This window comes from Riemerella columbina (genome assembly GCF_030517065.1).
In the GTDB taxonomy this organism is placed as follows: Bacteria; Bacteroidota; Bacteroidia; order Flavobacteriales; family Weeksellaceae; genus Riemerella; species Riemerella columbina_A.
Window position 1 is genome coordinate 961,659 of the sequence record NZ_CP103950.1, and the last position, 25,857, is coordinate 987,515.

Annotated in this window: 24 protein-coding genes; 13 read left to right on the forward strand and 11 right to left on the reverse strand. The window is 42.2% G+C overall.

Features of this window, described 5'->3' with window-relative positions; translation table 11 throughout:
- Positions 1-233 precede the first annotated feature (233 nt).
- Positions 234-2,945 carry a TonB-dependent receptor plug domain-containing protein gene (locus tag NYR17_RS04620; protein ID WP_302506989.1) on the reverse strand — a complete coding sequence of 904 codons (2,712 nt, stop codon included), beginning with the start codon at positions 2,943-2,945 and terminating at the stop codon, positions 234-236.
- Positions 2,946-3,286: 341 nt separating this feature from the next.
- Between NYR17_RS04620 and NYR17_RS04625 the strand changes: the two genes are divergently transcribed.
- The 6 genes from NYR17_RS04625 to NYR17_RS04650 all read left to right on the forward strand — a co-directional run bounded on the left by NYR17_RS04625 (position 3,287) and on the right by NYR17_RS04650 (position 9,990).
- Complete coding sequence (locus NYR17_RS04625) at positions 3,287-3,979, forward strand: ABC transporter ATP-binding protein (RefSeq protein ID WP_302506884.1); 693 nt, start codon at positions 3,287-3,289, stop codon at positions 3,977-3,979.
- Between the two features lie 39 nt (positions 3,980-4,018).
- Positions 4,019-5,248 carry an ABC transporter permease gene (locus NYR17_RS04630; RefSeq protein WP_302506885.1) on the forward strand — a complete coding sequence of 410 codons (1,230 nt, stop codon included), beginning with the start codon at positions 4,019-4,021 and terminating at the stop codon, positions 5,246-5,248.
- 11 nt (positions 5,249-5,259) lie between these two features.
- Positions 5,260-6,528 (forward strand): ABC transporter permease, encoded by a 1,269-nt coding sequence (locus NYR17_RS04635; RefSeq protein WP_302506886.1) that lies wholly within the window; start codon positions 5,260-5,262, stop codon positions 6,526-6,528.
- Positions 6,529-6,572: 44 nt separating this feature from the next.
- Positions 6,573-7,769, forward strand: coding sequence for an efflux RND transporter periplasmic adaptor subunit (locus NYR17_RS04640; protein ID WP_302506887.1), 1,197 nt, complete (start codon positions 6,573-6,575; stop codon positions 7,767-7,769).
- 57 nt (positions 7,770-7,826) lie between these two features.
- The gene (locus NYR17_RS04645) at positions 7,827-9,182 is read left to right on the forward strand and encodes a TolC family protein (protein ID WP_302506888.1); all 1,356 of its coding nucleotides are present in this window, start codon (positions 7,827-7,829) and stop codon (positions 9,180-9,182) included.
- A gap of 109 nt (positions 9,183-9,291) precedes the next feature.
- A complete protein-coding gene (locus tag NYR17_RS04650; RefSeq protein ID WP_302506889.1) occupies positions 9,292-9,990 on the forward strand; it encodes an ABC transporter ATP-binding protein in 699 nt (232 codons plus the stop codon).
- A 10-nt stretch (positions 9,991-10,000) separates the two neighbouring features.
- Here the strand turns inward: NYR17_RS04650 and NYR17_RS04655 are convergent, their stop codons facing one another.
- Positions 10,001-10,495: a GNAT family N-acetyltransferase gene (locus NYR17_RS04655; protein ID WP_302506890.1), complete on the reverse strand. Its 495-nt coding sequence runs from the start codon at positions 10,493-10,495 to the stop codon at positions 10,001-10,003.
- Positions 10,495-11,379, reverse strand: coding sequence for a 4-hydroxy-tetrahydrodipicolinate synthase (gene dapA / locus NYR17_RS04660; RefSeq protein ID WP_302506891.1), 885 nt, complete (start codon positions 11,377-11,379; stop codon positions 10,495-10,497). Before dapA ends, NYR17_RS04655 begins: the two co-directional genes overlap by 1 nt.
- A gap of 138 nt (positions 11,380-11,517) precedes the next feature.
- Between dapA and NYR17_RS04665 the strand changes: the two genes are divergently transcribed.
- From NYR17_RS04665 to NYR17_RS04685, 5 genes are all read left to right on the forward strand, one after another.
- Positions 11,518-12,270: a 5'-nucleotidase C-terminal domain-containing protein gene (locus tag NYR17_RS04665; RefSeq protein WP_302506892.1), complete on the forward strand. Its 753-nt coding sequence runs from the start codon at positions 11,518-11,520 to the stop codon at positions 12,268-12,270.
- Between the two features lie 6 nt (positions 12,271-12,276).
- Positions 12,277-13,224, forward strand: coding sequence for a bifunctional metallophosphatase/5'-nucleotidase (locus tag NYR17_RS04670; protein WP_302506893.1), 948 nt, complete (start codon positions 12,277-12,279; stop codon positions 13,222-13,224).
- Between the two features lie 30 nt (positions 13,225-13,254).
- A complete protein-coding gene (gene porZ / locus NYR17_RS04675; RefSeq protein WP_302506894.1) occupies positions 13,255-15,528 on the forward strand; it encodes a T9SS type A sorting domain-containing protein in 2,274 nt (757 codons plus the stop codon).
- 1 nt (position 15,529) lies between these two features.
- Entirely contained in the window at positions 15,530-16,207 is a 678-nt protein-coding gene (gene recO, locus NYR17_RS04680; RefSeq protein ID WP_302506895.1) for a DNA repair protein RecO, read from the forward strand.
- Positions 16,208-16,396: 189 nt separating this feature from the next.
- Positions 16,397-18,076 (forward strand): APC family permease, encoded by a 1,680-nt coding sequence (locus NYR17_RS04685; RefSeq protein WP_302506990.1) that lies wholly within the window; start codon positions 16,397-16,399, stop codon positions 18,074-18,076.
- A gap of 82 nt (positions 18,077-18,158) precedes the next feature.
- Here NYR17_RS04685 and NYR17_RS04690 read toward each other — a convergent pair whose 3' ends face one another.
- From NYR17_RS04690 to NYR17_RS04725, 8 genes are all read right to left on the reverse strand, one after another.
- Positions 18,159-19,100 carry a transketolase family protein gene (locus NYR17_RS04690; RefSeq protein WP_302506896.1) on the reverse strand — a complete coding sequence of 314 codons (942 nt, stop codon included), beginning with the start codon at positions 19,098-19,100 and terminating at the stop codon, positions 18,159-18,161.
- 18 nt (positions 19,101-19,118) lie between these two features.
- On the reverse strand, positions 19,119-19,535 hold the full coding sequence (gene uraH / locus NYR17_RS04695) for a hydroxyisourate hydrolase (protein ID WP_302506897.1): 417 nt from the start codon (positions 19,533-19,535) through the stop codon (positions 19,119-19,121).
- Positions 19,536-19,555: 20 nt separating this feature from the next.
- Entirely contained in the window at positions 19,556-20,062 is a 507-nt protein-coding gene (locus tag NYR17_RS04700) for a GlcG/HbpS family heme-binding protein (protein ID WP_302506898.1), read from the reverse strand.
- Positions 20,063-20,091: 29 nt separating this feature from the next.
- The gene (locus NYR17_RS04705) at positions 20,092-20,421 is read right to left on the reverse strand and encodes a DMT family transporter (RefSeq protein ID WP_302506900.1); all 330 of its coding nucleotides are present in this window, start codon (positions 20,419-20,421) and stop codon (positions 20,092-20,094) included.
- Entirely contained in the window at positions 20,422-20,739 is a 318-nt protein-coding gene (locus NYR17_RS04710; RefSeq protein WP_302506901.1) for a membrane-binding protein, read from the reverse strand. It abuts the gene before it with no gap.
- Between the two features lie 157 nt (positions 20,740-20,896).
- Positions 20,897-21,370, reverse strand: a complete 474-nt coding sequence (locus tag NYR17_RS04715; RefSeq protein WP_302506902.1) for a hypothetical protein — start codon at positions 21,368-21,370, stop codon at positions 20,897-20,899.
- Between the two features lie 53 nt (positions 21,371-21,423).
- A complete protein-coding gene (locus NYR17_RS04720; RefSeq protein WP_302506903.1) occupies positions 21,424-22,275 on the reverse strand; it encodes a transketolase in 852 nt (283 codons plus the stop codon).
- A gap of 20 nt (positions 22,276-22,295) precedes the next feature.
- A complete protein-coding gene (locus NYR17_RS04725) occupies positions 22,296-23,759 on the reverse strand; it encodes a sodium:solute symporter (protein ID WP_302506905.1) in 1,464 nt (487 codons plus the stop codon).
- Positions 23,760-23,957: 198 nt separating this feature from the next.
- On the opposite strand from NYR17_RS04725, the gene prfB reads away from it, so the two are divergent.
- Entirely contained in the window at positions 23,958-25,070 is a 1,113-nt protein-coding gene (gene prfB, locus NYR17_RS04730) for a peptide chain release factor 2 (protein ID WP_302506992.1), read from the forward strand.
- Positions 25,071-25,142: 72 nt separating this feature from the next.
- A complete protein-coding gene (locus tag NYR17_RS04735; RefSeq protein WP_302506906.1) occupies positions 25,143-25,820 on the forward strand; it encodes a DedA family protein in 678 nt (225 codons plus the stop codon).
- The last annotated feature ends 37 nt before the right edge of the window (positions 25,821-25,857 follow it).

Sequence of the window (25,857 nt, forward strand, 5' to 3'; positions counted from 1 at the left end):
ACCTTAGTTGGGGTAAAGATTACCTTAGTTAGAGTAAAGGTTACCTAAGTTGGAGTAAAGATTACCTTAGTTAGAGTAAAGGTTACCCAAGATGAAGTAAGAGTTACCCAAGTTGGAGTAAAAGTTACCTAAGATGAAGCAAAGGTTACCCAAGATCATTTTTTTCAAATTCCAATAAAAAACAGTTCTTATTATTCATAAGAACTGTTTTTTGATATAAGGGTGACCATTTTCTAAAAACTAAAATTAAGCCTTGAGAAAAGATACCTTCCGTTCAGCCCAAACTGAGATGTAGAACGCGTGTACACAAACTGACCGTTGTTGGCAGAGGCAGGCAAGTTCTTACTTGGGTAGATGTCAAAAAGGTTGTTAGCTCCCACGGTGAGCGTGATGGCTGGCGTAAACTGGTAGCCGATAGACAAATCCGTCACGATTTTGTCCGCCATAATTTGGTGCTCGTTGTATTCCTTAATGCCATCATTGTTCACATCAATGTTATCCGCGCCTGTCACCTTGCCGAAATAGCTGTTTCTAAGGTATAGCGAAAACTGTTTCCAACTGAGGTTGTGGGACAATCCGGCTTTGATTCTTGGAATGGCTTCTTCGGTGTAAACTCTGGAGCGCTCAGAGAAATAATTGCTTTCCTGTCCTGCATTTTTCAAAATTTCGGAACTGTGGATATCGCCCACACGGCGCGTTTGGTTAAGGTTTAAAGCAAAACTATTGCTCAAACGCCAGTCGCCAGATTTATAATCGTGGGTAATCACGATGTCTAAACCTTTGGTTTCGGTGTCTATGGCATTGGCAAAAAACTGCGCTTGGTTCACATTGGCTTCTCGGAAAAGTTGGATCAGCGTGGCATTGTTCCCAGGTTTAAAGGTGTCCGTTAGCACAATCCTATTCTTGATTTTTGTGAAATAAGCATCTCCTGTCAGCGTTAGGCGCCAAGTTGGAATTTTGAATGTAAATCCAGCACTCACCGATTGGGAGGTTTCTTGTTTTAGCTTAGGGATACCCAATAGTTCTGCAATTTTAGAATCATTGCTGAAGGTGCCCACCTCAAAAAGTTCGCCGTTGCTATAAAGGGTAGAGGTGGCATTATAATAAATCTGATGGATCGATGGCGCTCTAAATCCTGTAGATCCTGCCACACGGAAGTTGAGGTGTTCTGTGGCTTTAATTCTGGAAGCCAATTTATAAGTAAAGGTAGAGCCAAAATCTGAATAATGCTCAAAGCGCGCGGCAGCATCTACTAAAACCCGAGGGCTTAGGTTGGCTTCTACATCGGCATAGGCGGCGTAGGAATAACGATTTTTGTCCACCGTGTTAGAGGGTCTATAGCCTGCAAACACCTGTGAGCCACCAGGGAGCGAAGCCCCGAAAAAGTCGGTAGGGTTGGTAGAAGTAGCCGTTTGTACCTGACCAAAAACATCATAAGCGAGGTAAGAGGCAGGCTCTCCAGCGGAGATTTTGAAATTTTCAGTTCTCTGTTCTGCACCAAAGGCGAGGTTAAGCCCACCCCAAACATCATAAGCTTTAGAAATATCTAAATTGAGTGTGTTTTGAGAAAACTGCAAGCCTCCAGCATTAAACTCGTTCGGCGATTGAAATCTCAGCGAGGTATTGCCAGTGTTTTTTATGATATAATCAAAGCTGTTGCGCCCAAAAGTGTTGCTTAAATCAATATGCCAATCGCCAATGTTTCCTTTGGTACCCGCAGAAAGCGAGAGGTCGGTAATATGGGTATTGATGTTCGGTAAAAATCCGTTAATGTGCAATCCAGTGAAGGTTCTTGCTTGGTTAGGGCGTCTGTAAAACCCTGCCGAAGTCCCATCTCTATAGCTATATCCCCCGAAAGTATAGACTTTCCATTGGTCGCTAATGGGCACTTCTATATTAGCGAAAAATTGGTGGCTACTCAGTTTAGATTGCCCCACTTGCATATTAAAATCTCTACGAGTTAAACCTCTATACGCCAGCTCTTGGTCGGTATAATCGGCATTGAGGAGACCTTGTAGCGCTGCAATGCTATTGGCAGATTGGATTTGATTTTTAAAATCCGCCGAAAAATACCCCACCTGATTGGCGTACTGATGGATATAATCAACCAACTCTTGTCCGTGCGTGGTGGTATTGATATTGCTAAAAAGCTCGGATAGATTAACGCCATTTTCTAAGGCTCGCTTTTCTATCGCATTATAGGCATTAAAAATTTTTCCACCCTCCTCACTGGCACGGAAGGTTGGGTTTCTAAACTGTGAAGACCAAGTGAAGTTATAAAAACCACCTCTCGCCCCGATTTTGTTGCCGTAGTTCAAATCCACTTGTACGCTTTGTCCATCGGTGCCGCCGGTGTGGTCGTTAGAGGCTTGGCTGGGGTTCAGTCCATACGACACTTGCCCTGCCAGTTTTCCTGTATTTCTTTTGAGGTTGAGGTTCATCACCCCTGCAATAGCATCAGAGCCGTATTGTGCTGCGGCGCCATCTCTAAGCACCTCTATTTTGCTTATCGCAAAAGACGGAATGGCGTTGAGATCTGTGCCCACGGTGCCTCGCCCAGGGGTGCCATTCACATTGACCAATGCCGAGGTGTGTCGGCGTTTACCATTGATGAGCACTAAAACTTGGTTAGGTCCCAAACCTCGGAGTTGGGCAGGGTCTAAATGGTCGGTGCCATCAGCATTGGTTTGCACGGTAGAGGTGAAGGAAGGCGCAATGGTATTGAGCATTTGGTTGAGGTTGGTTTGAGGCAGGCTGATCGCCATTTTTTGCACATCAAACACATCAACAGGCACAGGGCTATCGGTTTTGGAACGCCCAGTACCACGGGAGCCGAGGAGGACCACTTCTTCCACAGTTTTGGTTTTCAGCGAATCCTTTTTAGGAGTTTGCTGACCATAGACTTCGTTAGCGGAAAGGAATAAAACCACCGCTGTAGTCCACATATTTCTTTGGGTTATTCTTAATTTCATAAGCTTGATTTTTATGGTTTGTGATAACTAAAATCGTTTGGTTAAATTTTTTGAATCTGCAAAGATATTGTTTTTCTCACTTTCTAAGCACAGTTGTTTAAAATGAATCTATATAATTACAAGAAAATAGGGTTGTTTTATATTTAATAAATTGATTTATAGTGGTTTGTTGATTTAGCATTGCTAATGAAAAAGAGAAAGCCATAATGAAAGTTGATACAATGAAAAAAATAGTATATATTTGCGAAAGGATGAAATTAGCATAAAAAATCAAGGGTAATGCTTGCTTTCATCACTCAAAAAAACTAAAAACGATGATAAAAATAGAAAATCTCCACAAATCTTATGATATAGGGCAGAGTAAAATCCATGTACTCAAGGGCATCAACCTCAGCATTTCTGAGGGCGAGTTTGTGTCTATTATGGGGAGCTCTGGCTCTGGAAAATCCACCTTGCTGAATATCATCGGTATTTTAGATGAAAAAGACAGCGGCATTTATGAATTAGATGGTTTTCCCATAGAGCATCTCACAGAAACGAAAGCCGCAGAATACAGAAGCCGTTTTTTAGGGTTTGTGTTTCAGTCGTTTAATTTGATAGGCTACAAAACGGCATTAGAAAATGTGGCGCTGCCGCTTTATTATCAAGATGTGCCACGCAAAGAGCGGAAGGAAAAAGCCTTAGAATATTTAGAAAAAGTAGGCTTGGCACAGTGGGCAAACCATTATCCTAATGAGCTTTCGGGAGGACAAAAACAGCGGGTAGCGATTGCCAGAGCGCTCATCACCAATCCGAAAGTGATCCTCGCTGATGAGCCAACAGGGGCTTTGGATAGTAAAACCACACACGATATTATGAAGCTTTTGCAAGACATCAATAACGAGGGAAAAACCATCATTGTCGTCACCCATGAAAACGATGTCGCCGCCCAAACCAAAAGAAATGTGGTTTTAAAAGATGGTATTATAGAAACCGATGAGTTCATTACCCAAGAAATTCTTTATTAAACCTAAGGCTTGCATTATTGAATTTAAAAAAATCCGCTTATGTTTGAAATAGACCGCTGGCAAGAAATTTTTAGTTCTATCCGTAATAATATGTTGCGGACGGTGTTGTCTGGCTTTACGGTGGCTTTGGGCTTGTTTATTTTCATCGTGCTTTTTGGGATAGGCACAGGGCTGCAGAATGCTTTTAGCGAAAATTTTACAGGAGATGCCCAAAATCTGATTTCCATTTTTACCAATAAAACCTCTGTGGCATATGCAGGCTTGCAGTCGGATAGAGAGATTGTGCTGAAGAATCAAGATTATCAGGACCTCATCAGCCAAGAGCCCGAAAATATAGAATATTCTACCCCCAATTACGATGCTAATTTTTTAGTAAAATACGGCAAAGAAAGCGGTAACTATTCCATATCTGGCAGCCAATCTGACCAAGAAAAAATAGAAAATAGGCATATTTTAGAGGGGCGTTATATTAGCCCTGCCGATGTTTCTAACCACCAATATGTAGCTGTTATTGGGCGTATGGTACAGCGGGATTTGATTAGAAATGGCAACCCTATCGGCAAGGATCTCAACATCAATGGAACGATGTTTAAAGTGATAGGCGTATTCTCTGATGATGGCGGCGATTTTGAGGAAAGGAGCATCACCGTGCCAATTACCACGCTACAAATGATGAAAAAAAATGCCGATACGCTGAATAACATTACACTGACTTACAACCCAGCATTGTCGCCAGCGGAAGCCTTGGAATATAGCGATAGGATAGAAAAATCCCTCAAGAGCAAGCACCAAGTGTCGCCGGATGATGATAATGCCATCATCGTGAGGAATAGGGCTAAAAATTTAGAGGACACCTTTTTGTTTATGCTCACCCTGACTTTTATTGTGGGTTTTATTGGCTTGGGGACGCTCTTGGCGGGCATCATTGGCATCAGTAATATTATGGTTTATATCGTGAAGGAAAGAACGCAGGAAATCGGCATCAGAAAAGCGATAGGCGCCAAACCGAAGAGCATTGTGGCATTGATATTACAGGAGAGCGTTTTCATCACGGTAATCTCTGGGGTGGTAGGCGTGGCTTTCGGTTGGCTGACTTTAAAATTGCTGAACAATAGCTTAGAAAAATACTTTATCAAAGACCCTCATATTAGTTTTGGGTTGGTGGTGGCAGCCTTTTTCTGCCTTGTGTTGTCGGGGTTTTTGGCAGGCTTTGTTCCAGCATATAGAGCCAGTAAGATAAAACCGATAGAAGCCCTAAGAACAGAATAAATAGCGTATCTATGAAGATTATTTTTAAATATGATACTTGGCAAGAAATTTATTACTCCCTACAGAATAATAAACTGCGGACCTTCCTCACGATGATTGGTGTGGCGTGGGGGATGTTCCTCTATGTGGCTCTTTTGGGCGCAGCTAAGGGGATGGAAAACGGCTTCAATAAACTGTTTTCTGGCTTTGCGACCAATAGCATATTTATGTGGGCGCAGAACACCAATATCCCGTATGCTGGCTTCCCCAAAGGACGGAAAATGGAAATTCATGTAGATGATATAGACTATCTTAAAAACAAGATAAAAGAGATAGATTACATCTCTCCACAGGCTTCCAGAGGGAATTTTGGTAGTGCGGGCGTGGCGATGCACAGGAACGAGAAAAAAGAAACTTATAGACTGGTGGGCGATTACGCCATCGGTAATAAAATTTCCGAAAAAAAGCTCATCTTTGGGCGCTATCTCAATGATGCCGATGTTTCGGAGCGAAAAAATGTAGCCGTGATAGGGGAGGAGGTGTATCATCACTTTTTCAATCATAAACAAAATGAAAATCCCATTGGACAGTCTATTAGCATTAAGGGCACTTATTTTAATATCATTGGGGTTTTTAGAGCCAAAGGTATGGGAGTGATGGAAAACGATGAAACGGTCTATATTCCGCTTTCTACCTTTTTACAATTGTTTAACGAGGGAGACAAAGTGGGCGTTTTGTCCATTGTAGGAAAGCCTAATGCCGACCTCAATGTCATAGAAGAAAGAGCTAAAGATATCCTCAAAAAGAAATACCAAGCATCGCCAGAAGATTCTAACGCATTTGGAAGTTTTAACTTAGGAAAAGAGTTCGCGAAACTGACGGGCTTCCTCACAGGGATGCAGTTTCTCACCATTATTGTGGGCGTACTTACAATTTTGGCAGGCGTTATCGCTATTTCTAATATTTTGCTCATCACCGTAAAAGAGAGGACTAAGGAAATCGGTATCAGGAGGGCGTTAGGCGCCAAACCCGCCGAGGTCAGAAATCAGATTTTATTAGAAAGCGTGGTGATAACCCTCAGCTCGGGGCTGATTGGTTTTGTGATGGGGATGCTCTTGCTGATGCTTTTGGATACGATGACCCAAGGACAGTCCAGTTTTCCGTTCTATAACCCAACGGTGGATTATCTCAATGTATTTTCAGCGATGGCGGTGATGCTCACTTTGGGACTGATGATTGGCATTATCCCAGCACAAAGAGCGATTAAAATAAGACCCATAGAGGCGCTTCGCTCGGAATAAATAAAGATGAAAACGATAATAAAATTTAAAAAATACCAAAAACTATGAATAAAAAATCTAAATTTAAAAAAGCATTATATATTGTGCTGGCTCTTGTGGGCATTGCTATTGTTGGCGCTGTTTTAAAGTATTTTATCAGTTCTAATGCACAGGATAAAGAAGAATTTTTAACCAAAAAACCAATCGTCCAAAATTTGGAAGACAAGGTGATGGCGACAGGGAAAATAGTGCCAAGAGAAGAGATTGAAATTAAGCCCAATATGCCAGGCATCATAGAGCGGGTTTTGGTCAAAGAAGGCGACATTGTTTCCGTGGGGCAGCTGATTGCCACGCTAAGGATTGTCCCTAATGTGCAGAATGTAAACGCAGCCCAACAGGAGGTTAATAACGCCAATTTGCAAATCAGCAATGCTAATCTGAACCTGAGCAATCAGAAAAAACAGTTTGAAATGCAACAAAATCTGTACAACCAAGGGGTGGTTTCTAAGCAAGAATTCCTAACGGCACAGCAGCAATTGCAGTCGGCGCAGATACAACTTAAAAATGCTCAGCAACAGCTTTCTACCGCGCAAAAGAGTTTACAAATTGCAAGAACAGGCGTTACGCCAGAGCTCCAGAGCCTCGCCACAACGCAAATCCGCTCTAAGGCGGCAGGAACGGTTTTAGAAGTACCTGTAAAAGCTGGTACGCAAGTGATAGAAGCCAATTCCTTCAACGCAGGAACCACCATAGCCTCCATCGCCAACCTTAATTCTCTTATTTTTGAAGGCAGCATTGATGAGGCACAAGCTGGAAAACTCAAAGAAGGAATGGAGATGAACATCATCATTGGGGCTTTACAAAATAAAAAATTCCCAGGCAGACTCACGATGATTGCTCCGAAAGGCAAAGAGGAGGGCGGTACCATAAAATTCCCTGTGGAAGGCGATGTTTTTAACCCTAATAATGAGTATATCAGAGCTGGATTTTCTGCCAACGGCGAGGTGGTGCTGAACACTCATAAAAACGCTTTGCTTTTAGATGAAAGTTTGGTGCAGTATGAAAATAAAGATGGTAAAGACATTCCTTTTGTGGAGGTCAAGCAACCGAATGGCAAGTATAAAAAAGTCTATGTAAAATTAGGCGGCAGTGATGGGGTGAATGTGCAAGTTCTCTCAGGATTGACCAAAGATTCTGAGGTAAAAGTCTGGAATCCAAGCGAGAAAGATAAGGAAGAATTGAAAGAGAAAAATAAATCTTAATATAGATTTTATACAAAAAGCAATGAAGTTGCCCATCATCATCAATATTATTTAAAAATGAAAAAAAACTTAACCCTATTATTCGCATCGGCTTTTATTTTAGGTTTTTCACAGAAAAAATGGAGCCTGCAAGAATGCATAGACCATGCGAATCAAAATAATTTACAAGTCATTGCCAATCAGTATAATAAGAAATTGCAAGAGTACAATTGGCAAGCGGCTAAAAATGAACACCTCCCTTCGGTGAGCGCTAATATGGGCAATACGCTCAATTTTGGGCAAACCCAAGGGTTCCAAGGCAGCATTGGGCGAAATGATAATTTTAATAACAGCGCCAGTGTTGCCGCCAATGTAGTGCTCTATAACGGCGGTCGTTTGAGCAAAATGGTTAGAAAAAGCCAATATGATGTGGAGGCTTCTATCTATGATTTAGAAACGGTGAAGAATAATATTTCGCTTCAAATCTTGCAGCAATACCTCTCGGTGCTGTTGAGTAAAGAGGTGCTGAAAATCAACCAAAGTGCATTAGAAAACGCCCAAAAGCTCTACGAAAGAGCCAAAATTACCACCGAAGTAGGCACCACCGCACAAACCGTTTTAGCCGAAGCAGAAGCCGCTTTAGCCCGAGAAAAACAAAATTATAAAAACGCAGAAATCAACATCAAAAGAAACCTTTTTGCGCTGGCACAAACGCTACAATTGAAAGATTATCAAAATTTTGATGTAGAAATGATTTTATTGCAAGACCAAATACAATCCAATGAAACGCCTCAAATAGAAAGCATTGTGGCACGCAGTTACGCTCAGCAACCTCAGATTAAAGCCTATGAAAACAGGTTAAAAGCCGCCGAAGCCCAAACGGAAGTCGCCAAAACGGCATTTTTGCCCTCCGTGACTGCCAGCGCAAGTTTGAGTTCTTTCTATTTTAACTCGTTGGCAACGGATGTTACAGGGGTAGATGCCTCGGGAAATTCCATCAACGAAAAGGGCTTTTTTGAGCAATACAAAACGAATTTTTCCCAACAGTTGGGCGTTTCGGTCAATATTCCTATTTTCAATAAAGGCAATACAAAACTCCAAGTGGAGCAAGCCAAAGTCAATGAGGAGGTGGCGAAAAATAACCTCGCTATACAGAAACAGGAGCTTCTCCAGAATATCCAAAAAGCCATTTTTGATTTAGAAGCCAATTACGAAAACCATTTGTCGGCATTGGAGGCGGAGAAGAGCTCAAAGTTAGCCTTAGATTTCGCAGAGAAAAGCTACGCTGCAGGGCGTGCCACCATTTATGACCTCAATACTGCCAGAAACAATTACGCCACGGCACAAGGCACCACTGCCCAAACCAAGTACAACTTTATTTTCAGCCTCAAAATGTTAGACTTCTATAAAGATGGAAAAATAGAAGCGTTTTAATGGTGGCATTATAGGATAAGCAGAGTTTTTACAGAAGATGATAAAACCTTTATCTTTTTCAAATATGATTAAAATTTCCTTACATTTGTAGTTTCTTAGTAGAACGCTTATGGCATTAGATATCATCAATTTAACCAAGAGATATGGCGAGCAAGTGGCTCTTAATCAGATCAATATCCATATTGAGAAGAATGAAATTATAGGGCTCTTAGGTCCCAATGGCGCAGGAAAATCCACTTTGATGAAAACCATAGCTGGCGTGTTGGATATTGAATCTGGCGAAGTCATTTTAAACGGAAAATCGCTTCATTCGGATGAGATTTGGTCAAAGCGACACATTGGATTTTTGCCAGAAAACAATCCATTATATATGGAGATGTATGTTAAGGAGTATCTCGGTTTTGTAGCAGATTTACATCATATTTCTCATAAAGAAGTAGAGCGTGTTATTGATTTGGTGGGAATTACACCTGAAAAATCAAAAAAAATACACCAACTATCCAAGGGATATAAACAGCGGGTGGGTATTGCTCAAGCCATCATTCATCAACCAGAATTACTGATTTTAGATGAACCCACCAACGGTTTGGACCCCAACCAAATTTTAGAAATTAGAAACCTCATTAAAACCATTGGAGAGAACAAAACGGTGTTGCTTTCTACCCACATTATGCAGGAGGTGGAGGCGCTTTGCACGCGTGTTATTTTGATCCATCAAGGGCGAATTTTGCAAGACGCACCGATTGAAGATTTTAAAAATAAATTCCAAAGTTTGGAGGAGGCATTTTCAGCGTATACGATGGCGTAGCGTTACAAAATTAAAACCGATATTCCATCAGAAAATCATCCATTACAAAGCCATTGCCGATGTCAAAAATCCCCTCGTCATAGATGCTAAAGCCTTGTTTTTCATAAAAGTAGCGCGCCGAATTCTCTTTATTAACATAGAGGATAATGCGTTGGTTATGTTGTTGTTGAGCCTCGGATTTTAAGAAATCAATCGCGAGCTGACCTAATTTTTTGCCTGTGGCTTCTTCCAATAAATAAAGCCGATGTAGCATAGTGGTTTGAGGTTGATAGTCCACTTCAAATCCCATAAATCCTAACGATTGATTTTCTTGATTTTGAATGAGATAATAGTGATAATTGGGATTTTCAAAATGCTTTAAAAGCTCATCTGTGGCATACATTTTACCGAGCATATAATCTATTTGCGCTTTGGACAAAATCTTGGCATAATGAATACGCCAAGATTGTTCTGCCAAAGTTTGGATTAACGCAATATCCTGATGATCAACTTTTTTTAGTGGCATTAAACTGAAAATTTAAGGCTTTGCATTTCGGTTTTTATTTTTTGTTGGAGTGCTTCGGAAGCCTTTACCAGTGGCAACCTTAGATGGTTTTTAATCAAGCCTTTTTCCGCTAAAACCGCTTTGATGCCTGCAGGATTGCCCTCTGCAAAAATCAACCTCGTGATTTCTACCAAGGCATTATGAATGTCGTAAGCCTCTTTCACGCGGTGCTCCTTCGCGAGCTTAAGCATTGTGGAGAAGGCTTTGGGGTAGGCTTGTCCAATCACGGAAATGACGCCATCGCCGCCCGCCAAAGTAACAGGGAGCGTGAACTCATCATCGCCAGACATCAGCGAAAAAGCCTCTGGTTTTTGTCTTAAAATATCAAAATATTGTAAAATCTGAGGCGAGGCTTCTTTGATCATAAAAAGGTTAGGAAACTCCTTGGCTAAACGGAGTGTGGTCTGCGCTTCTATATTTTGCCCCGTTCTACTTGGCACATTATAAATGATGATGTTTTTGCCCGTTTCCGCTAAAGTTTTATAATGCTGATAAAGCCCCTCTTGGTTGGGTTTGTTGTAGTAAGGCGACACGGATAAAATGGCTTCAAAGGCGCTTAAATCCGTGGTTTCTATTTGTTTTTTTACCGCTAAAGTATCGTTGCCGCCAATCCCTAAAACGAGGGGTAATTGTCCTGCGTTGACTTTTATAATGTGTTGAATAACAGCTTCTTTTTCCTCTTTAGAGAGGGTGGCAGCTTCGGCGGTGGTGCCTAAAACCACAAAAAAATCGGTGCCGTGGTCTATGTTGTATTGAACCAATTGGGTCAGCCCATCAAAATCTATGGATAAATCTTCGTTAAAAGGCGTTACCAATGCCACGCCTAAGCCCTGTAATGTTCTCATAATGTATAAAAATTGATGTTTCAAAGATAAAGGTTTTTCCGTATTTTGAAGGAAAATTTTTATGATATTTTTTAGATCTCCAAAAGATAATCTACCTTTTTGCTATATTTGCAAGGAATAAAAACGAGAGAGATTCCTATGAATTTGAGAACATACCCTTGGGGCTTGGCAATAATGGTGCTGACTTTGGTCGGTTGTAAAACGCCTTTTGCCGTAGCCGATGTGCAGCCTCAGAAAAATCAAAGCATCAATGCTGAAATCCCTGATGATCAAGCGATGGTGGGCATCATCCAACCGTATAAAACGGAGATGGAGCGCCAGATGAACACCAAAATTTCCCATACCTCGGTGGAGCTGAACAAGGCTGGCGATAATAGTAATTTAGGCGCTTTGCTGGCAGATTATACCTTTGAAGGGGCTGATGAATGGGCGAAAGTCAACCACCTCCCGCCGATAGATGCTGCGGTGATTAACATTGGCGGTATCCGCTCCACTATTGGAAAAGGCGATATTTTGCTGAAACATATTTTTGAGGTAATGCCTTTTGAAAACGAGGTGGTTATCGTCAAAATGAAGGGGCAAGATATTCATCAGTTGTTTAGTTATTACGCTCATACACAGAAGAATAACCCCGTGTCTCATCTTTTAATAGAAACGGAGCAAGGGCAAATTTCTAAGGCGCTGATTAACGGTTTGCCTGCGGATGTTCATCGAGAATATTACATCGCCACTTCGGATTATTTGGCTTTGGGCGGGGATAATATGAAGTTTTTTAGCCAAGGGCAAATCATCTCTACGGGCATAAAACTCAGAGATTTATTTATAGAAAAATTTAAGCAAAATCCAGAAATCTCCGCACCTAATGATGTGAGGTTGATTTTTAAAAAATAAGAAAAAATGAATCGTAAAGAATTTATAAAAACCATAGGTGGAGGTACTTTGGCGATGTCTTTGGCGCCGCAGATGTTGTGGGCAAATTCAGGATTGTTACAGGCTACAGATAAGAAAATCACCATTTTACACACCAATGATCAGCACAGCCGCATAGAGCCTTTTGATGCCAGTTATAGCAAAAATCCGAATCAAGGTGGCTTTGCCAGAAGGGCGCACTTGGTGTCAGAAATTAGAAAACAAGAGAAAAATGTGCTCCTTTTGGATAGTGGCGATATTTTCCAAGGCACGCCTTATTTTAATATGTTTGGCGGTGAGCTGGAGTTTAAGCTGATGTCTATGATGGGCTATGACGCCTCCACAATGGGTAACCACGATTTTGACAACGGTTTAGAGGGCTTCCTCAAAGTTCTGCCGAATGCTAAATTTCCATTCATTTGCTCTAACTACGATTTTAAAAACACCATTTTAGACGGCAAAACCATTCCTTATAAAATCTTCAATAAAGAGGGCATTCGCATTGGAATTTTTGGCGTGGGGATAGAATTAGATGGCTTGGTGGGCAAAAAACAATACCAAGAAACCGTTTGGCACCACCCTGTGGAAGTCGCTCAGCAATATGCCGAAATGTTGAGAAATGATAAAAAATGCGATTTGGTTATTTGTCTTTCGCACATCGGATACAGCTATCAAGGCGAAAATACGGACAAAATCTGCGATATAGATTTAGCCAAAGCCACCGATGGTATTGATTTGATTTTAGGCGGACATACCCATACTTTTTTACCTGAACCACAACAGCTGATCAATAGAAAAGGCAAAACCGTGTTGGTGAACCAAGTGGGTTGGGCTGGGCTGTTATTAGGGCGAATAGATTTCTATTTTGACCAACAGAAGAACATTAAAAATATCGCTTGGAACAATCAAGTGATTGATGATAAAATATTAGTATAATCTCCATTATTTTAGGATAATCATAAATTTATGAAGCATTTACTTCGGATTTTAATTTTATTGATTTCAGTTTTTTATCACGCACAGAAATCGGGGAAGTGGTCAGATTGGTTTTCTTATCATCAGATAATCAAGGTTAAAAATAATGAAAATCAGCTGATTGTAGCCACTAAAAGCGGGCTGTTCTATTACGATACCATTTCTGGGGAAATCAAAAAACAATCCAAAGTAGATGGGCTCCACGAGGTGGGCATTACCGCATTTGACTATAATCCAGAAACGCAAATAGGGCTCATAGGCTACGAAACTGGTGCAATGGATTTGCTCTCGCCAGAAGGCGTTTTTCTAACGGTGGACATTCCTATTGCAGGGAGTTTCCAAGGCGATAAAAAGATCAACCATATCTATATACAGGGCGATTTGGCGGTTATTTCTACCAATTATGGTGTCTCAATTTTTGATTTAACCAAACGAGAGTTCAAAGACAGTGCTTTTTTTCAATCGGCGGGCGTGTTTACCCCAGTGGCAGAGGCTTTTATAAAGGATAATACCGTGTACGCTGCCACAGCCAAAGGGCTGAAAACCCATTTGATGGATATTAAATTCCCTATTTATAGCGATTGGCAAACACAGAATTTAGGCGAACTTACCCACGCCAATGCTAATGCGCAAAATATTTTAATAGCCTCAAAAACAAAGGTTTATATGGGTAGTAATTACCAGCCTTTGGCGCAATCTTTTTCGGAAGTGAAAGATGTGGTGCTCACAGAGGGCGGTTTTTTGGTTTTTGATGTTCATCAGGTGTATCAATTTTCGGAGGCTGGCGCATTGGTCAAATCTTACGAAATTAACCCAGAAACTCTCAACACAGGGCTACTCCTTGATGGCGAAGTTTATATCGGTACGATGAATAACGGCATCGTGAAGTTGGGGCGGTGGAATGCCAACAACCCCAGTGATATAGTGCGGCAGGCTTTTTTAATAAAACCTGATGGTCCTTATGCCAACCTTGCTACCAAACTGACTTTGTTAGATGATAAAATTTGGGTGGCTACAGGGCGGAAAATTGCCTACAATGCCTACGATAAAAAACACAGCTTAGGCTACTATTATTTTGATGGTCAGCAATGGCATTACCCCAATTATTTTATAGGGAACCCTATCGGTTTTAACATTTTAGATGTGGCGGTTAATCCCTCTCAACCTACCGAACTTTATTTCTCCAACTATGTTCAAAATGTCAATAAAGGCGTTTTTAAAATGGTGAATGATGAGTTACAGAAGGTTTTTAATACAGGAGATGTGTACCATAATGTTCCAGAATATCTTAGTTTTGATTCTCAAAATAATCTTTTGGCAACTTTCGGTTTTGAACAATCGGATGTAGAAAATGTCGGAATTTATTTTATAGAGCCTAATGCCAACCAACCCAAAGTGATGAATTTGGTGGCAGCGCATCAAAATAGCTCGTGCATCCTTTATGAAGAGGGCAGAATTTTCATCGGGGCGCCTCGTGATGGGGGCAGCCAAGGTGGGTTAATTGTTTATGATACGCACAAAACCACCGATGTCTTTGATGATGATACTTATAAAGTCCTTAGAGAAGAGGAGGGACTGCCTACGCCGCTGGGCGTTACGGCATTGGCATTAGACCAATATGGCGATTTATGGATTGGCAACAAACGAGGCTTGAGAATCCTCACCAATCCGCTGGGCGACCTGACCAACGCCAAGGCCAACGCTATCGTGATTACCCAAAATGGCATTCCAGAGGAGTTGTTTAAAGACGCTGAAATCCTTAGCATTGCCGTAGATTCTGGGAATAATAAGTGGGTGTCGCTTGCGGGAGGTGGCGTTTATTTCATCAGTGCTGATGGGCAAAAAGTGTATCAGCATTTTACGAAATCGAACTCGCCGCTGCCTACCGATGAGGTTACGGATATTAAAATCAATGATAAAACAGGACAAGTTTTCTTCGCTACCAGCAAGGGCATCGTGGCGTATAGGAGTGATGTAAGCCAAGTGACCGAGAAGTTTGGGCAGGTGTTGGTTTACCCTAATCCTGTGGTTTATAGCCAGTACAAAGGCTCGGTGAAGATTAAAGGTTTAGCGCAGAAAACCAACATTCGGATTACGGATGCCGCAGGAAATCTGATCCACCAAGCAGTTTCAAGAAATGGCTATTACGAGTGGAACTTAAACAATGAAAAGGGGAGAAGGGTCGCTTCGGGGATTTATTTTGTGCTGATGACCAACAAAGATGGCACCGATACGGCAACGGCAAAAATAGCGGTAGTCAACTAATATGGAAACCAAACAAGGCTTTATTTTATCTTATATTAAGTACAACGATACGGGCGCGGTGGTTAAAATTTTGGAGAAAGACACGGGCTTGCAGTCTTATTTCATTAAAAATATTTACCTCGCAAAGAGAAAAAAAAAGGTTTACCTAAGCCCACTCATGGGGGTAGAGTTTAGCACCTCAAAGCCTAAAAATGCAGGGCTTGCCAGTATTTCTTCTATGGCGCTGTCCGATTTTGCCAAGCCTATAGAATTGAATTTTATCAACCAAGCTCAGATGGCGCTGTTGGCAGAACTTTTGCTCAAAATAATGCCCTACGAAGATAGCGATACTAATCTGTACCATTACCTATCCGCTTTTTGCCTCAATATAGAATCTAAAAACGCCCTGATTTATTACTTCTACCACATCATAAAAGCGATGGGCTACGGTTTTTCCTTTACCGAAGGTTTATATTTTGATGTTAAAAATGGTCAATTTGATGATGTTCAGCATAGTTTGAGCATTGACCAGCATCATTCGGCGCAGTTGAGAGCAATTGAAACGCCTCATTTTCTATCGTTGGCACTCAATTCTTCGGAGCGTAGGGTTTTGATTGATATTCTGATGAATTATTGCCAAATCCACATTCCTGATTTTACACTGCCCAAATCTTTGGATATTTTTAGAGATATTTTTTAGGATTTTATTTTTTCTTTTGAAGCAGTAATGGCTTTATTTTACGAAAAGATAAGGCAGACTTTTTTATAAAATCTCCCTATTTACTATCGGCGATAAAATATAAAAACACTATTTCAAGATATTTTTTTATAAAAGTATGAGGTTTTCTCAAAAAATCTTTTATTTTTGTTTCTGAACAATATGAAACTTATGATGGGTAGCCAACTTTTTAGAAAAAAAACATACGATTCCAATAATTTGAGTAGCTCTTTTATCCGAACCCTTGGGGTCTGGGATATCGTCTTTTTCGGCATTGCCGCTATTATCGGCGCTGGCAGTTTTAGTAGCTTGGGCGAGGCGGTGTTTCGTGGTGGCCCTGGCGTTATCGTTTTATATATCATTTGTGGTTTTGCTTGCGGTTTCACGGCGCTATGCTATGCGGAATTTGCCAGTAGGATCCCCACCGCAGGCTCGGCTTATACCTATGCCTATGCCAGTTTTGGCGAGTTGGTGGCGTGGATTATCGGTTGGGCGCTCATTATGGAATACTCTTTTGGAAATATCTATGTGGCTTTTTCTTGGTCGGATTATTTTACCTCTTTCCTCTCTCGCATTGGCATCCATATTCCAGATTACCTCACTTGCAGCTATTCCGAAGCGCACAAAGCTATACTCAACGGTTCTACCCACCCCGAACTATTTTCCGCTTGGAACAATGCTCCTATAGTGGCAGGGCTTAGGCTGATTGTCGATGTGCCTGCGTTGGTCATCAATGGGCTGATTACTTGGTTGTGCTATGTAGGAATTAAAGAAAGCAAGAATTTCAATAATATTTTGGTGATTGCTAAGTTGGCGGTGATTGTTTTGGTGATTGTGGTGGGCATTTATTATGTGAATACGGACAATTGGACGCCTGTGAGCCCGATAACCAACGAGCCTTCGCTGATGCCGAATGGCTTTGCTGGGGTGATGAGTGCCGTTTCTGGTGTGTTTTTCGCTTATATCGGTTTTGATGCATTGAGTGTTTTATCCGAGGAGACCAAAGACCCGCAGCGCACTCTACCACGAGGGATGATTATTTCCTTGGGGCTTTGTACGGTTATTTATATCGTGCTCACTCTGGTGCTTACAGGGATGGTAGATTACCGAAAATTTGATGGTGTGGGCGATCCGCTATCCTTCATTTTTGAACCATCTAATGCGAATGTGGCGTGGATGGAGCTGGTGGTTTCCATTACGGCGATTATTGCAATTACCACGGTGCTGTTGGTTTTCCAGATGGGGCAGCCGCGCATTTGGTACTCTATGAGTAGAGATGGCTTATTGCCGAAGAAATTTCAAGAGATAGACCCTAAACGGAAAGTGCCTTCATTCGCAACGATTGTCACGGGTTTTGTGGTCGGCATTCCGATTATCTTTACCGATAAATCATTCATTTTAGACTTTACGAGTATTGGGACCATTTTCGCCTTTGTGTTGGTTTGTGGCGGCGTGTTGTTATTACCGCAGAAACAGAAAGTGGCAGGGCGTTTCCAGATGCCTTACATCAATGGACAGTGGCTGTTCCCGATATTATTTATAGGAGGATTGGTATTTTTCTACTTTTGGCAGCCTTCATTTTTTCATCAATTGATGGATTGGTCAGACCCCAATGAAGGAGAATTCCGCTTGGCGATATTGGTGTATATTTTGGTGAATATAGTGCTGTGTGTTTTAGCTTTTGTGAAGAAATTATCCTTAATTCCGCTGATAGGGCTGAGTTCTTGCCTGTATTTACTCACAGGAATGAGCCACGAAAACTGGTTCTGGTTTGGGCTTTGGTTCGCTATTGGGCTTTTGGTTTACTTTGGTTATGGCTACTGGCACAGCCGCTTGCACCGTGCAGAGTGATAGCGTTAAAAAAATAAACCACAGACTGGATAATCTCAGTCTGTGGTTTTGATATTAAATGAAGAGCTAAAACGCTCAAGCTTTACCCCAATCGTTTTACAGCTTCTACCACCGCTTGGGCGTCGATGTTGTATTTTCGCATAAGCTCTGCAGGGGTGGCAGACTCTCCAAAGGTGTCATTAACGGCGACAAATTCTTGGCGAGTAGGGTGCTTTCTGGCGAGCAATGCCGCGACGCTTTCGCCTAAACCGCCGATGATGTTGTGCTCTTCTGCCGTTACGATTTTTCCTGTTTTCTGCACCGATTTCAAGATGATTTCTTCATCTAATGGTTTGATGGTGTGGATGTTGATCACTTCGCAAGAGATGCCTTCTTTCGCCAATTCTTCGGCGGCCACCAGCGATTCCCAAACGAGGTGCCCCGTGGCGACGATGGTAACATCGGAACCTTCTTGGAGCAAGATGCCCTTGCCGATTTCAAACGGCATATCCTCAGGGATAAAAACGGGTACGGCAGGACGCCCAAAACGCAGATAAACAGGCCCCTCATAGTCGGCGATGGCGAGGGTGGCGGCTTTGGTTTGGTTGTAATCGCACGGGTTGATGACCACCATTCCTGGGAGCATTTTCATCATTCCGATGTCTTCCAAGACTTGGTGTGTAGCCCCATCTTCGCCCAGAGTAAGCCCTGCGTGCGAGGCACAAATTTTCACATTTTTCCCTGAATAGGCGATGCTCTGGCGGATTTGGTCATAAACTCTGGAAGTGGAAAAGTTGGCAAAAGTACCGGTGAAAGGGATCTTCCCACCGATGGTCAGCCCTGCGGCGATGCCCATCATATTGGCCTCGGCAATGCCCACTTGGAAGAAGCGCTCAGGGGCTTTTTCGATGAATTTTTCCATTTTAAGCGAGCCGATCAGGTCGGCACAAAGGGCTACCACATTGGGGTTTTTATCTGCCAACTCGGCTAAGCCAGCCCCAAAACCACTGCGGGTGTCTTTCTTTTCTGTGTAGGTGTATTTCATTTTGATATTGTTTTTTGTTTAGTTTCCTCTGTAAGTAGAATATCCGTAAGGGGACAGGGTGATAGGCACATGGTAGTGGCTGTGGTCCTTAATTTCAAAAACGACTTCTACAAAAGGGTAGAAAGAATCTTGCCCCAATGAGCGGAAGTAGGGAAGGGTGAAGAAGGTGAGTTTGTACACGCCTCTGTGGTCTACATTTTGTCCTTCTTTGAGAAAATCCTTCACCCTGCCGTTTGAGTCGGTGGTTTTTTGATCGACGATTTTCCAAGCATCGTGAGCGTCTTTTTTGGAGAGCTGGATTTTTACCCCTGGTGCGGGTTTGCCTTGCGTGATGTCTAGAATGTGGCTAGATAGTTGGTATTTTGCCTGTTGTGTTTGTTGTGCAAAGCTGAAACTTGCTAACATTAATGCGAATAAAAAGATTGCTTTTTTCATAATAATGAATTTTTTATTTGTTAATTTTTATTGATAGAATATCCCATATTTTGAATGGCTTTTTGAGCTATTGAGTGGTCATTCTCGCCACTACCTCCACCAGAAATTCCGATGCTGCCAATCAGCTCGCCATTAAGCCAAACAGGCGCGCCTCCGCCTAGCAATAATAGTTCTGGTAATGTGTTTAAATTTTTTGCCGTTTCGCTATTTTGTGCATTTTTCATCAAAACGAAACTCGGCGTTTTTGTGGAAAGCGCTGTATAGGCCTTTCTCCGAGAAGCCTCCGTGTTGTGAGGTCCTACATCATCTCCTTTTAAAAGTAAGATGGTTACCCCCGAATTGTTTAATACGGCAATGGAAACTTTTTTATTGAGTTTGCTGGCTTCAAGATTGGCTTGTTCGGCTAGTTTTAATGCGCCTGCCTGATTTAAACTCGGTGCTAATGAAACATGAGCCGATGGATTTTTTTGTTGCGCAAAACCGAAGCTCGCCAACATTAAGCTGAATAAAAAGATTGCTTTTTTCATATGTAATAGTTTTAAATAATGATAATTTGTTAATGCGCTACGTTTTTAGAAAATAGATTCATCATCAAAACTCCAGCGATAATCAGTCCGATGCCCAAGAGCGTAGCCCAGTCGGCAGGTTGCTTAAAAACGGCCATCGAAATGATAGCGGTGAGTGCCACGCCCATACCCGCCCAAATGGCGTAGGCCGTACCCAGCGGAATGCTTTTAATCGAGAGCGAAAAGCAATAGAAACTTGCCACATACGCCACCACGACAATGGCCGTAGGCAACGGCTTGGAGAAGCCCTCGGAGAGTTTCAAACTGGTGGAGCCCACCGCTTCCAGCACAATGGCCAAAAGGAGATATAAGTACTGCATCTACCTCTTATCTTCAATTCCGAATTCTTTCCATTGGCTTTGTTCAATGTCGAGCTTGATGCGCTTTTTCAGGTTGTTGTAAAGGGTCTGCATTTCGCCCAGTTTGCCTTCGAGGGCTTGGGTTTTGGTTTTGAGGTCGGCTTTGAGTTTTTCCTGCTCACTGTTGAGGGTTTCAATAGCGGTGCGGAGGTTTTCCAACTCAGTGATGTGGCTTTCATTCACCCCTGCGGGGAGGTTGCTTTTGTGTCGGTTTAACCCGTCTGCCATTACTTTGGCTTGGGTGATACTTTCGGAGTAAGATATTTTCGATTTTGCCATTTTAATATTGTTTTTTATGTTTTTACTTAAAATATTTAATATTCTATCAGTAGGAACTGTTCCTACTTATCATATTTTCAATCCTACACTAGTAGGAGACTTTCCTACACTAGTAGGAGACTTTCCTACACCTGTAGGAGTGTTCCCTACACTTATACTATGTTGCAATTCTACTTAGCGTTACCCAGCGGATAATCTTTCTGATAATCACAAAAGGCGTTACAAAAAGCCCTACGATTCCTCCCAATGTAAATTTTAAAACAAAGTACATCAACCAGCCGAATATAGACATTGAGAGAAAGTACTTAGAAGTGAAGCGAGTGAGGAATTTCCAACCGTTATAATAGGATAAGCCCATATAGAATGCAAAAAACGGATTTATGCTCGACACGGGGCCCTCTGGGGAGGGGCGTTCTGTTATTGCTCTGAAAATAAATGCCAGCATAAGTGCCACTGCAATCATCCACGCAAAATCTTTCAGAATATCCCGCTTTTCTTGGGAAATGCGTTTGGCGTTGCAATGCGTGCAAATGGGAATGGTGTACAGCTGGGAGCAGTCCGTGCAAAGCCCCCTGCCACAATCCACGCAAGTGGCTACGCTTATGGTTTCTGGGTGATTATAGCAATTCATTTTTATAATTATTAAGGTTAGACATTAATAGCCTGCCCGTGCTACGGGTCCACTTAGTAGTCGGCTTTTTCGTCCATTTCAAGCTGGGCGAGGGCTTTTTCTAATTGCTCATCGTTCGGGGTTTTTCCGTGCCAAGCGTTGGTTCCCATCATAAAATCAACGCCGTTACCCATTTCGGTGTGCATAATGATGGCGATGGGCTTGCCTTTGCCCGTTTCGGCTTTGGCTTGCTCTAAGGTGTGGATTACCGCCGAGAGGTTGTTGCCTTCTTTCAGCTCTAAAACCTTCCAATCAAAGGCTTCGAGTTTGGCGCGGAGGTTGCCCAAGGAAAGCACTTGGTCTACATCGCCGTCGATTTGTCGGTTGTTGTAATCGATGGTGGCAATCAGGTTGTCCACCTTGTTGTGGCTGGCATACATCAGGGCTTCCCAGATTTGACCCTCTTGGAGTTCGCCATCGCCGTGAAGGGAAAAAACAATGCCTTTATCGTGGTTGAGTTTCTTGCCCAGCGCCGCCCCGATGGCTACCGAAAGCCCTTGCCCGAGCGAACCTGAGGCGATGCGCACCCCCGGCAGTCCTTCGTGCGTGGTAGGGTGCCCTTGCAGGCGCGAGTTGAGTTTTCGGAAGGTGGCGAGTTCCTCCACGGGGAAGAAGCCGAAGCGTGCCAAAGTGCTGTAAAACACGGGGGAAATATGCCCGTTGGAGAGGAAGAATAGGTCTTCATCCTTGCCTTCCATAGTGAAGGGCAGTTTGTAGTTCATCACTTTTCCGTAGAGTGCGGTGAAGAATTCCACACAGCCTAAGCTGCCGCCAGGGTGCCCCGAGTTCACGGCGTGTACCATTCGTAAAATGTCTCTTCTGATTTGTGTGGTAAGTTGTTTGAGGTTTTCTGTTGAAGTATCCATTGTATTGATATATTTTTTTGTTATTGATCAAGTTGAGAAGAATGCTGGCGTGGCTGACTGATGAGCCAAAGCCCTAAGAAAGTCAGCAATCCGTTGATGATGAGCAACTCCAAACCGATTTGGAATTCTCCAAAAATAAGACTTTGATAATGGTCTAAAAGATAAGACAAGAGCGGCGCTGCAATACAAATGTACGGCACCCAAGCATCTTTTACGGTTCTCTTCGTGAAGATACCAAAAGCGAACAGTCCTAAAAGCGGTCCATAAGTGAAGCCTGCCAATTTCAAGATGAGCCCAATCATAGAGTTGTCATCTATCCATTTAAAAACCAAAACCATCACCAAGAAGGAAAATGCCACCCAGAGGTGTACCCGTTTTCTAAACTTTTCTTTATGTTCGTTAGAGGCTTTTTTATCTTTTAAATCAAAAATATCGATGCAGATCGAAGAGGTGAGCGCCGTCATCGCCCCATCTGCACTCGGGAACAATGCCGAAATAAGGGCAATGATAAAAATAATGGAAATAAATGGCGGCATATGGTGTAGGGCAATATCTGGGAAAAGCTGATCGCCGCTACTGGCTACGTCCTCCTGTGCGCCATAGAGGTGGAGCAAGCCCCCCATATAGAGGAAAAGCCCAATAACCCCCAAAAGGATAAACCCAAGGGTGACCATATTTTTTTGAGAATCTTTAAGGTTGGTCACAGAGATGGACTTTTGCATCATCTCTTGGTCTATCCCTGTCATCGTAATGGTGATGAATGCGCCTGCCAAAACTTGTTTAAGGAAGAAGCCTTTCTCATTCACATTGAAATTAAAAATTTGGGTATAGCCTTTGGCGCTCATTGCGTTAAAACTTTCAGCAATGCCTAAATCCATATGGTTGAGCATATAAAAAGTGCAGATCACCAAGCCTAAAAGCATACAAGAAGTTTGCAGCGTATCGGTCCACACAATGGTTTTTACGCCGCCCTCGTAGGTGTAGAGGATGATCATACTTAAAATAATGAGCGTAGTCAAAATAAAAGGCACGCCTAAATTATCAAGAATAGCAATTTGGAGGATATTCACCACCAAATAAAGCCTTGCCGTAGCACCCACCAAACGCGAAACAATAAATATAGAAGCCCCTGATTTATACGAAAAATGCCCCAGCCGCTGTTGCAGATACCCATAGATAGAAGTCAGTTTCAGCCGATAATAGAGCGGCAAGAGCACATAGGCAATCACAATATAACCGATAAGATAGCCCAAAGTAATTTGCAGATAATGGAAACTATCTTTGCCCACCTGCCCAGGAACACTCACAAAAGTCACCCCAGAAAGCGAGGTGCCTATCATCCCAAAAGCCACCAACATCCAGTTGCTATTTCGGTTACCGATAAAAAAACTATCATTGTTACTTCCTTTCCCCGTGCGGAACGCTACCCAAAGAAGAATAGCAAAATAGGCTAAAATAATCCCTAATAAAAGTATTGGTGACATAATTGGTAAGTCTATTTTTAAAAACATCGCAAATATAACTTTTTATTGTGGGGTAAAAAAATGAAAAGCGATGATTTTTTATAGCGCTGCGCAGAAGTCTGATCCTATCTTGCCCACAGTGACAAGATGAACGCGGGGTACATCAGAAACTTTTTAACTATTAAAAAAATCCCTATTTTTGCGGAAATTTTACCATCCGTGATTACATCTGACCAGTTTAAATCAATTCAGAACAGAATAGCTGATTTATATAAATACCTCCAAGTTGATAAGAAGAAAATAGAAATCATCAATGATGATGAGAAAACCGCTGCTCCAGAATTTTGGAACCAGCCCAAAGAAGCCGAAACCTTCCTAAAACAGCTGAGAAACAAAAAAAAATGGGTGGAAGATTATGAAGAAATCCACACTCGGTTAGAAGATTTGCAGGTTTTAATGGAATTCGCCAAAGAAGACCCCGAGAGCGCGCAAGAGTTGGAAACCGCTTACCCTATTTTATTAGAAAAAGTGGAAGATTTGGAGTTCAGAAATATGCTTTCTAACGAGGGCGATGAACTCTCTGCCGTGCTCCAGATTACTGCAGGCGCAGGCGGCACCGAAAGTTGCGACTGGGCATCTATGCTGATGCGAATGTACCTGATGTGGGCAGAGAAAAACGGATACAAAATCAAGGAGCTCAACTTCCAAGAAGGCGATGTAGCGGGCATCAAAACCGTAACTCTGGAGATAGATGGCGACTATGCTTTTGGCTACCTGAAAGGGGAAAACGGTGTGCATCGTTTGGTGCGCATCTCGCCGTTTGATAGCAATGCCAAGCGCCATACCAGCTTTGCCTCCGTGTATGTTTACCCTTTGGTGGATGATTCTATTGAAATCCACATTAACCCTGCCGACATCAGCTTTGAAACGATGCGAGCCTCTGGCGCTGGTGGGCAGAATGTGAACAAGGTGGAAACGGCAGTTCGGCTAAGGCACGCGCCTACGGGCATTATCATTGAAAACTCCGAAAGCCGTTCGCAGCTTCAGAATAAGGAAAAAGCCCTGCAACTCCTTAAATCAAGGCTCTACGAAATAGAGTTAGAGGAGCGGATGAAAGCCCGCAACGAGATAGAAGCCAATAAAATGAAAATAGAATGGGGCAGCCAGATTAGAAACTATGTGATGCACCCTTATAAACTGGTGAAAGATGTCCGCTCTGGCTATGAAACCTCGGATGTAGATGCCGTGATGAATGGCGAGATTACACCTTTCCTAAAAGCCTTTTTAATGGCTGATGGCACAGCGGTTTCTGATGACGATTTAGAATTATAAAATGTGTTAAAAAAACGAGACATTTCTTAAATCCTAATTAAAATAATTACTTTTGTAGCATAACAAATATTTATGGAACATTTTGAAAGTTGGAAAGATTTACTAAACCCAGAATTTTATATCAAAATAGGTGGTTTATGGTTGGTTTTATTCATTATTTTTGCGGAAACGGGACTTTTTGTAGGGTTTTTCTTACCTGGTGATAGTTTGCTGTTCATCTCAGGAATTTACGCCGTGCCTATGGTTAAAGAAACCTTTGGCATTGTAGAAAACGATTTCCTATGCACCGTGATTTTAGCCAGTGCCATTGCCTTGGCAGCCATTTTGGGCAATATGGTGGGCTATTGGTTTGGTAAAAAGAGCGGTCCTGCCCTCTACGAAAGACCAGATTCTTTCCTTTTCAAAAAGAAATACCTTTTTAAAGCCCACGATTTTTACGAAGAACACGGTAGAATTGCCATCATCGCAGCACGGTTTTTACCGATTGTAAGGACTTTTGCGCCTATTGTTGCAGGGATTGTAGGAATGGAGAAAGGTAAATTTATGCTTTACAACATCATTGGGGCTGTGGCTTGGGCGTTTTCGCTTATTTTTGCGGGGCATTATTTGGATAAATTGTTCCTTGACCAGTTTAATATTGATTTGAAGAAACATTTAGAGCTCATCATCCTCTTTATCGTGGTCATTACCACCGCACCAGTGATTATCAAAATGTTTTTTGGCAAAGACACCAAAGCTTCAGATAAATAAAAACATCAACTTGATTTATTGATAAAAATCTGTATTT